The sequence below is a fragment of the Psychromonas antarctica genome (genome assembly GCF_022267535.1).
Lineage (GTDB): Bacteria > Pseudomonadota > Gammaproteobacteria > Enterobacterales > Psychromonadaceae > Psychromonas > Psychromonas antarctica.
On sequence record NZ_JAHNZV010000112.1, the window covers coordinates 1 to 8,552 of the forward strand.

At 39.9% G+C, this 8,552-nt stretch carries 11 protein-coding genes, 1 pseudogene and 1 riboswitch; of the genes and pseudogenes, 6 read left to right on the plus strand and 6 right to left on the minus strand.

Annotation, left to right across the window (positions count from 1 at the left end; genetic code table 11):
• Window positions 1-38 precede the first annotated feature (38 nt).
• Together KSO91_RS14685 and KSO91_RS14690 are read right to left on the minus strand one after the other, a co-directional pair.
• Window positions 39-563: a hypothetical protein gene (locus KSO91_RS14685; protein ID WP_238743785.1), complete on the minus strand. Its 525-nt coding sequence runs from the start codon at window positions 561-563 to the stop codon at window positions 39-41.
• Window positions 564-812: 249 nt separating this feature from the next.
• Window positions 813-1,703, minus strand: a complete 891-nt coding sequence (locus KSO91_RS14690; RefSeq protein ID WP_238743786.1) for a DMT family transporter — start codon at window positions 1,701-1,703, stop codon at window positions 813-815.
• 212 nt (window positions 1,704-1,915) lie between these two features.
• On the opposite strand from KSO91_RS14690, the gene KSO91_RS14695 reads away from it, so the two are divergent.
• Both KSO91_RS14695 and def read left to right on the plus strand, forming a co-directional pair.
• Complete coding sequence (locus KSO91_RS14695) at window positions 1,916-2,086, plus strand: hypothetical protein (protein WP_238743787.1); 171 nt, start codon at window positions 1,916-1,918, stop codon at window positions 2,084-2,086.
• A gap of 6 nt (window positions 2,087-2,092) precedes the next feature.
• A complete protein-coding gene (gene def / locus KSO91_RS14700) occupies window positions 2,093-2,629 on the plus strand; it encodes a peptide deformylase (protein ID WP_238743788.1) in 537 nt (178 codons plus the stop codon).
• A 33-nt stretch (window positions 2,630-2,662) separates the two neighbouring features.
• Here the strand turns inward: def and tadA are convergent, their stop codons facing one another.
• The 3 genes from tadA to ndk form a co-directional block, all read right to left on the minus strand.
• Entirely contained in the window at window positions 2,663-3,187 is a 525-nt protein-coding gene (gene tadA / locus KSO91_RS14705) for a tRNA adenosine(34) deaminase TadA (RefSeq protein ID WP_238743789.1), read from the minus strand.
• Window positions 3,187-4,059: a prepilin peptidase gene (locus KSO91_RS14710; protein ID WP_238743790.1), complete on the minus strand. Its 873-nt coding sequence runs from the start codon at window positions 4,057-4,059 to the stop codon at window positions 3,187-3,189. Before KSO91_RS14710 ends, tadA begins: the two co-directional genes overlap by 1 nt.
• Window positions 4,060-4,123: 64 nt before the next feature.
• The gene (ndk, locus tag KSO91_RS14715) at window positions 4,124-4,558 is read right to left on the minus strand and encodes a nucleoside-diphosphate kinase (protein ID WP_238743791.1); all 435 of its coding nucleotides are present in this window, start codon (window positions 4,556-4,558) and stop codon (window positions 4,124-4,126) included.
• Window positions 4,559-4,637: 79 nt separating this feature from the next.
• On the opposite strand from ndk, the gene KSO91_RS14720 reads away from it, so the two are divergent.
• The 4 genes from KSO91_RS14720 to KSO91_RS14735 all read left to right on the plus strand — a co-directional run bounded on the left by KSO91_RS14720 (window position 4,638) and on the right by KSO91_RS14735 (window position 8,434).
• A complete protein-coding gene (locus tag KSO91_RS14720) occupies window positions 4,638-5,531 on the plus strand; it encodes an endonuclease/exonuclease/phosphatase family protein (protein ID WP_238743792.1) in 894 nt (297 codons plus the stop codon).
• Window positions 5,532-5,770: 239 nt separating this feature from the next.
• Window positions 5,771-5,969, plus strand: a riboswitch (cobalamin riboswitch).
• Between the two features lie 134 nt (window positions 5,970-6,103).
• The gene (gene cobT / locus KSO91_RS14725) at window positions 6,104-7,156 is read left to right on the plus strand and encodes a nicotinate-nucleotide--dimethylbenzimidazole phosphoribosyltransferase (RefSeq protein ID WP_238743793.1); all 1,053 of its coding nucleotides are present in this window, start codon (window positions 6,104-6,106) and stop codon (window positions 7,154-7,156) included.
• A complete protein-coding gene (locus KSO91_RS14730; protein ID WP_238743794.1) occupies window positions 7,153-7,980 on the plus strand; it encodes an adenosylcobinamide-GDP ribazoletransferase in 828 nt (275 codons plus the stop codon). The genes cobT and KSO91_RS14730 overlap by 4 nt, the downstream gene beginning before the upstream one ends.
• Window positions 7,981-8,002: 22 nt before the next feature.
• Complete coding sequence (locus KSO91_RS14735; protein ID WP_238743795.1) at window positions 8,003-8,434, plus strand: bifunctional adenosylcobinamide kinase/adenosylcobinamide-phosphate guanylyltransferase; 432 nt, start codon at window positions 8,003-8,005, stop codon at window positions 8,432-8,434.
• 24 nt (window positions 8,435-8,458) lie between these two features.
• Here the strand turns inward: KSO91_RS14735 and KSO91_RS17935 are convergent.
• Window positions 8,459-8,552, minus strand: a pseudogene (locus tag KSO91_RS17935) (IS982 family transposase); the annotation flags it as partial.

Genomic DNA, 8,552 nt, shown 5'->3' on the forward strand with positions numbered 1-8,552 from the left:
AAATATAAGAGCATTGATTATTTGTCATAAATATGAATTTATTTAAAAGTCCATCCATCTAAATTCTGTTCTTTTTTAATAAGTTCTATCGTATTTTTCTTAGCTTCAGACGAGCTGAATGGCAAGCTTATAAAAAATCTCTTTTGTACTTCTTTCCCATAGAACATAAAATCAGGGATTGTCATTCTATTTGCTTCTATTGATAATAATCTTCCATAAGCTTCTACATCCACATATTCTTGGAACGAATTAAATATCCAACCTGTATTAGGAAAACACCTGAAATTATCCACGGAATAATCCCCTATTTTTACACCGTCAAAGAATGTGTATGAATCTGATTTCTTTGGAAAAAAGCTTACAGACAATGGAGTGTCGCTGCCCCCTGCATCACTAATTTCAGAAAGATGTAATGTCACTTTCCTACATACAAAAGTTTTTGAGGCTGTTTCCAGCTTAATAGGAATAGCAAAAGCACCATCACCGGAAGGTGAGGAAAGTTTATGAGAGGAGCACCCTATTAAGTTCATAATTATAAAAAAAACCACGCAAGTTCTGTACATTTTTCGACCTTAGATATATTTAACAGTGTATTACTCAACATACTGACTAATACGAAAATAGCCGACCCAGACGAAGCCCCCGCGCCTAAGAAGCTTACAAAATTGTGGCCAATATTAATTAACCACAACATATCACCTTGTCTAAAATTAGAATACACAGGGGCACAAATTGAGTTTGATTTCCACCATTCAAGGCGTAACAGATCAATTAGATAGGCTCTTAATTAAAATATCATCTGACAATCGCTATTATTTTTCTCGCCTCGATTTAAGCTGTTGGATCAGTAATCCGCTAATAATAAAGACTAAACCGACGATCGTAGCGGGATAAATAGGCTCGTCGATAATGATGTTCAACAGTAATAAAGAAACAAAGGGGGAGATGAAAATTAGGTTACTTATTTTTGCGGTATTTTCGGCATAACGCATTGCGCTTAGCCAAGCAACAAAAGCAAATCCCATTTCAAATAAACCAATATAAATAGCACCAACCCATCCCTGCCAATCGGGCATATTAAAATCGCTCAAGATGGGTGTTGCGATAAGAATAGCAGGGAAACCAAGTACAAAGCATAATAATAATGACACCATAGGATCGGCACTGTTTTTGGCATTTAAGATCCAGTACATTGCCCATAGAAGTGTACTAAAAAGAGCCAGAAAAACACCTAGGGGACTGCTGAAATCTAATGCAAAAACATTACCCTTAGTGGCAATAATCAACGCGCCACTGTACGCAAGAAATATGGAAATGGCATCTTTTCTAGTGAGTTTATGGCCGAGAAAGGGCACGGCTAAGATGCTCAGGGAAATAGCCCAAGTATAATTTAAAGACTGAGCCTGCTGTGCCGGCAGTAGATCATAGGCTTGAAATAAAATCAGGTAATAAAAACAAGGGTTAAGCAACCCCAACAGTAGATAATATAGGGGCCGTTTTACAAAATAACCTTTTAAAAGAGGTAGCTTTCTTTGCCTGTAACAGAGACAGGTTAAGACTAATATAGTGGTAAATGATGCCACCAATAACATTTGAATAGGCGAGAAATATGTCAGCGTGATTTTAAAAGCGGTGGCAACGGTGGACCACATACAGACCGCTATCAAAGCAAACATAGTCGCTTTTTTCTGATTTTTTATCATGTAACCCTTTCTTTTGTAAAGTGAATAATTAAATCCCACAGTAATGATTATTAATATGCCCGAAACGCTATGAGTGTTTATCGCCCCCCGTAAAATAGATACGTCTATTGACAACACACTCGCAAACCTTGCACACTTTGATTTTCTGATTTTGCCCCTAGAAGTAACGGGTATACAATGCTATAAAACGTTAAATAAGGGTTAAATAAATTATGTCCGAGAAAAAAATTAAATTTGAAATTGAAAAGCAGAATAAAAACAGCATTCGATATAAAGAACTACCAGAGGATGGTATGCCACCTGTTTTAGGATCTATCTACGTACAAAAATGGTTTGCAGGTGATAGTAAAAATATTGAAGTAACCATTAAGACAAAAGACTAACACAAAATGACGACTACATATTCCATTGCTCAATTAGGCCATGCTGTATTAAGAAAAAGAGCGCATGAAGTTGAAAATATACTTGCCGATGAGTGCCAGCGATTAATTAAGCAAATGATGTTGGCGGTATCAGAATCTGGTGGTGTCGGTATTGCTGCACCACAAATCCATCATAGCCAACGTATTTTTATTATGTGTTCCAAACCCAATGCACGTTATCCAGATGCACCATTAATGGTACCAACAGCGATCATTAACCCTGAAATAGTGCATTATTCTAGTGAGAAAGTGAAAGGCTGGGAAGGTTGTTTAAGTGTGCCCAGTATGCGCGGTTTAGTGCCTCGGCATGCTCAAATCACGGTGCGTTTTTTTGACCAACAAGGTCTACAACAACAACAAAAATTAAACGGCTTTATTGCCCGTATTTTTCAACATGAATTAGATCATTTAAACGGATTAACTTTTATTGACCAATTACAATCGACTAAAGATTTAATCAGTGAAGTGGAATGGTATCGACAGTTTGCTGTGATACAAAATTAATAAAAACGTTCAATGTGAACATTTAAACGCTGGCTATTGAGATAGTTGCTTTTTCAATAATTTTTTCTCTTTACGACGGCGTTTAAAAAAATCACTGATTTTTGCGGCGCATTGCTGACTAAGAACATCTGCAGTGACCACTACTTGGTGGTTGGATTTTTCGCTACGTAACAAATCATACACGGAGCCAGCAGCTCCGGTTTTATAGTCCCCAGCACCATAAACAAGACGCTTAATACGCGCATGTATTAGCGCCCCAGCACACATCGCGCAAGGCTCTAAAGTGACATATAACGTGCAGTCGATTAAGCGGTAATTTTGAAGTTTTTGGCCTGCCGCGCGGATAGCCATAATCTCAGCATGCCCGCAGGCATCATGATTGAGGATCGATAAATTCCATCCTTCCGCGATAACTTGATCATCTTTAACGACAACGGCCCCCACTGGGACCTCATCCTGCAGCTCCGCTTTATTTGCCAAAACGAGCGCATAATTCATCCATTTTTGATCTATCTGTTGCTGCGCATTAAGCTCTGGCTTATCAGCTTGCTCTACCATTATAAAACTAAAGAGTAATAAAATTGCGTTATAGGATCGCCATAGACAAGGAAAATCCAGCCAGCGATGGCAAGATACGGTCCAAAAGGCATTGGCCGGCTTTGCTTATCTTTAGATGCAAGAATCACCCCAATGCCGATAATAGCACCTGCAAAAGAGGAGATTAAAATAATTAAAGGCAGTGCTTGCCAACCAAACCATGCACCTAATGCGGCTAACAGTTTAAAATCACCATAACCCATCCCCTCCTTGCCCGTTATCAGCTTAAAAACCCAATAGATAGACCATAAACTCAAATAACCAAAGGCAGCACCTAGCACCGCATCAGTTAGCCCGACAAAGGTGCCGTTAATATTGATTAACAAGCCGAACCACAGCAGGGGTAAAGTTATTTGGTCGGGCAATAACATCGTATCAAAATCGATAAAAGTCAGACTGATCAGAGCCCAAGTAAACAGCAACGCGCACAGTAATGGCCATCCAAATGGGATCATATAAGCGACAGCAAGAGAGAGCAGAGCCGTTAATAATTCAATACTCGGATAACGTTTACTGATCTTGCAGGCACAATGTTTGCAACGTCCTTTTTGAAATAACCAACTGAGTAGAGGAATATTTTCGCTAGAGCCTATGAGATGATTACACTGTGGGCAACGTGAACGCGGCACCACTAAATTAAATATCTCCTGATCAGTTTGTAGATTTGTTTCAGGGAAAGAGTCTGCACATTCATTTTTCCATTCCCGTGTCATCATCACCGGCAAACGGTAAATAACCACATTCAGAAAAGATCCGATTAACAGCCCCAAAATGGTCACAAAACTATAAAGCAGGACCGGCACCTGTTCCATTAACTGTATTAATTCATTCATCACTCATTTCAACTTCTATAAAAATTTGGCTTCTAACCATAAACACGATGTAAGGATAGCAGCATTAAATATCAGCTGGCGGACAAATTTCATCATCAGCAAAAAAATAAGCAATTTCACGTGCTGCGGAAACGGGACTATCAGAGCCATGTACCGCATTATGTTGTGTCGACGTTGCAAAGTCCGCTCGAATAGTGCCATCCTCTGCCTGCGTGGGATCCGTAACCCCAATCACTTGCCGGTAATGGCTAATCGCATTTTCAGCTTGTAAAACCAGCACGATAACGGGTCCTGATGTCATAAATTCGACTAAAGATTCAAAAAACGCTTTCCCTTGATGTTCGATATAAAACCCTTCTGCTTGCTCTTTGCTTAGCTGTACCATTTTAATTGCGACGGGGGTTAAACCAGCCTGTTCAAAACGCGCTAAAATAGTACCTATTAATTGTTCACCAACGGCGTCGGGCTTAATTATTGAAAGTGTTCTTTCTAATGGCATAATACAAGCCTTTTAAAATAATGAGTTGAATATGCAATATAACCAGATAACCCCTGACCATCAATAAGAAAATAAGCAGATGAAACCTCACATCACATTTCCATACATAAGATTAGCCCTTAAACCTCGCTTGCTACTGGCGCTTTTATTGTTGATCGCTTTAACTACCGGCTTGCTCTTTTTTCCAAAATCGGCTGCCCAGTTAACCATTTTTAATAATTTTCAGCAAATTAATAGCCAGTGCAGCACAACGCTAGGACTGCACCAGCCGTATACAAAGGGATCTATCACAGGTCTCTCCTCCCCTTTTACATTATTCAACTGGAATATTTATAAACAACAAGGTAATCAATGGCAGGAAAAATTGCAGGAATGGATGGCAGACGCCGATTTATTGACCTTGCAAGAGGTGAAATATTCCCCCGCGATAAAGCTCTTCAGCGAACGCAATAAATTATCTTATATTCAAAATTATGCATTTAACTACCAAGGTTTTGTTTATGGTGTCGCGACACTCAGCAGACAAGTAGCACTATCTGTTTGCGGTACACGCGATAATGAACCGTGGATCAGGGTATACAAAACGGGCTTAGCAAGCCGATATGCCCTAAACAATCATCACGACTCATTACTCCTTATTAATCTACATGCTGTGAATTTCACTTTTACCACCGAACCGCTGCGCAAACAGCTACAGCCCTATCTAGCACAGATAGCGACGCATCCCGGACCAGTTATCTTTAGTGGCGATTTTAATACTTGGAGTGATGCTCGCTTAGCTACCATTAACACGGTCCTGCACAATCATGGTTTTCACGAAGTATTATTTAACCAAGATCAACGCATCACCCGCTTTGGTCATCCGCTCGATCATATCTATTTCCGCGGACTAACAGTCATTAAAGCTGAAAGCATGGCAACACAAGCGTCAGATCATACGCCGCAGTTAGTGACCTTTGCGCTATTACCCTAAACGAATATGCCCAAACCACCTCACGATGTAGATTCAGAGGCTGTTTGGGTATAATCCTCTTTTACTCTTGCCATTGTTTGCTATGATAAACGCTCATTAATTTTCTGCTTATAGCAATTTCATCAATTAGAGGATCTATTTAGGCCTAGGGAAAACGGATAAAAGCAAGGCATTTATCACAGTAACCAGTTGTTTTAATTTAGAGATAAATAACAAAGCCGGCATTCGTTTTAGTAACTACAAATGAATAGATAATTAGTAGATTTGATATTATAAAGCTTAAAAGGGAAAGTGGCTGTTTCTTCAGATAATCCACTACTGTACCCGCAACTGTAATGAAAGCTGATTTAGCAAACCACTGGAGATCTATACCTCTGGGAAGGGTTAAATTGGGTTATCTTTCTAAGTCAGGACACCTAGGAAATTAATATAATGAACACCGTGCGGGCTTACTCGGTTGGCTTATCCATTATGCAATACAAACTATTCATGCAAGCAATGAATAGTTTAGATTATTGCGTTAGCCTGCCTCGTGTTTTTTGATTCCTATAAAATAAAGATCAGGCAACCTTATGATTAATATCTCCATCCCAACACTTAATAAACGACTTTCTGCTGATGTTCAAATAATTATTGATAATAAAACTAAGCCACAGGGGTCACTCGGTTTACTTGAGCCTCTGGCATTACAGTTAGCATTAATACAAAGCCAGCATGCCACCACTCCTTGCCAAAAGATCACTCTCTCGCATCCTGTCATGCTTGTTTTTGCTGGTGATCACGGCATTGCAGATCAAGGCGTTAGCATCGCACCTAGCGAAGTGACTACGCAGATGGTGGCTAATTTTATCAATGGTGGTGCGGCCATTAATTGCTTCTGCCATGCCAACCAGATTGACTTTTATGTGGTCGATGCTGGTATTAAAAAGGAATTACAATATTCCTCTGCAAAACTAATTAAACATCGTTTAGGTAATGGTACCGCTGACTTTTCAGTACACAACGCAATGACCCTAGCACAAGCCCAGCAAGGTCTGATTTATGGTCAACAAGTAACCAGCGAACAGATCGTACAAGGAATGGATATTTTATTACTGGGAGAGATGGGCATCGCCAATACCAGTTCAGCGAGTGCATTAATGGCGGCTCTAAGCGAATATTCTGTAGAACAATGCGTTGGTAAAGGGACAGGAATCAACGAACAGCAATATGCGCACAAATTGCAGCTGATAAAACAAGCCCTAACACGCGAACCAAAAGAAAATGACACGATATCTATTTTAGCGCGCTTCGGTGGCTTTGAAATTGTGCAGATAGTCGGCGCGATGTTAGAAGCGGGCAGACAACAAATTCCCATTGTAATTGATGGTTTTATTGTGACTGTTGCCGCCCTTGCGGCTTATCGATTGGCCCCTCAGATACTCGATTATTTTATTTTTGCCCACCAATCTGAAGAGCAAGGCCACCAATTACTACTGAAAGAAATGTCTGCTAAACCATTATTGTCACTTGGTTTAAGGCTAGGAGAAGGCACCGGTGCTGCACTCGCCCTGCCCTTAATTCAAGCCGCTTGCTGCTTTTATAATGAGATGGCAAGTTTTGAAAGTGCCGGCGTTACAGTATGAAAAAAATGCACAATGTATTGGCAACAATAAAGAGAGAAAGTGCGAAAGAGCTTAATCTTTTTTTTCTGGCATTAAGTTTCTTTACCCGTATCCCAGTTCCCAAAAGCATGCATTACTCCCCGAGTAAGCTTAATCAAGCCAATCGCTACTTCTCTTTAGTTGGATTATTACTGGCTGTATTACAGGGAGGGATTTTTATTATTTTTATACAAATTCTTCCTCTTTCTATCGCCTTGTTATTAGCACTGGCTGCGGGACTTATCTTAACGGGTGCTTTTCATGAAGATGGCTTGGCCGATATGGCCGACGGTATAGGCGGTGGACTAACTACTGAACAACGTTTAAGTATAATGAAAGACAGTCGCGTCGGCACTTATGGCGTGGTTACTTTAACCTCCATCATGGCACTTAAGTATTTATTGTTGTTTGAACTTGCGCAACAGGAGGCTGCAAATCCGCTCTCATTTGTAATAACGTTATCACTGGGATTTGCACTTTCTCGGGCATTGGCAGCAAGCCTGATTTTTAATACCCCTTATGTCAGTGAATTAAGCGGCAGCAAAAGCAAACCACTCGCCTCTGCGCAATCAAGGCAAGAGCTTTTAATTCTATTTTTAGTCGCCTTACTGCCTGCACTCTTTTTCTCTTTTTATCAGGTAATGACTATATTGCTCTTATTAGCTCTTTTTAGAGTGTTATTGCGTACTTGGTTAATCGAAAAAATTGGTGGTTTTACGGGAGATTGCTTAGGCGCCACGCAACAAATTTCTGAAGTTATAATCTACATTGTACTGTTAGCGAGCTACACCATTACCCTTTATTAACATTTTTGCTATAGAGTAAATTATGATCCATCTTATTTTAGGCGGCGCACGCTCAGGAAAATCTGCATTTGCCGAACAAACAGTATTAAATCAATGTGAAAAACCAGTTTATATAGCGACTGCAACGGCTATTGACAGTGAAATGCAATCGCGTATTACTCATCATCAACAGTTACGTGGAAATAAATGGACACTTTACGAATGCCCTCTTGGTCTAACTGATCTGCTCGCGACAGAGCTAAAAAATAGCACTGCACAACCTCATTACCTCGTTGATTGCTTAACCCTTTGGTTAAACAATCTTATATTTACATACGATAGTCAGTTACAAGCAAGTCACTATCAACCAACCAGTGAAGAATATGAACAGATAAGCTCGGCCATTGACCAGGCACTTACCCTTTTTCTAGCGCAATTAGCCCGGTTCAAATATCTGCACACTAATATAACCTGAGATCTGGATAAGAAACTGCATTTATTAAGCTGTCATTACACCCGATTCGCTTGTTGACAGCTTAATGCATGGCTTCTGTTTTTTTACGCAGTAAGCTACTATTCCTGCAATAATATTA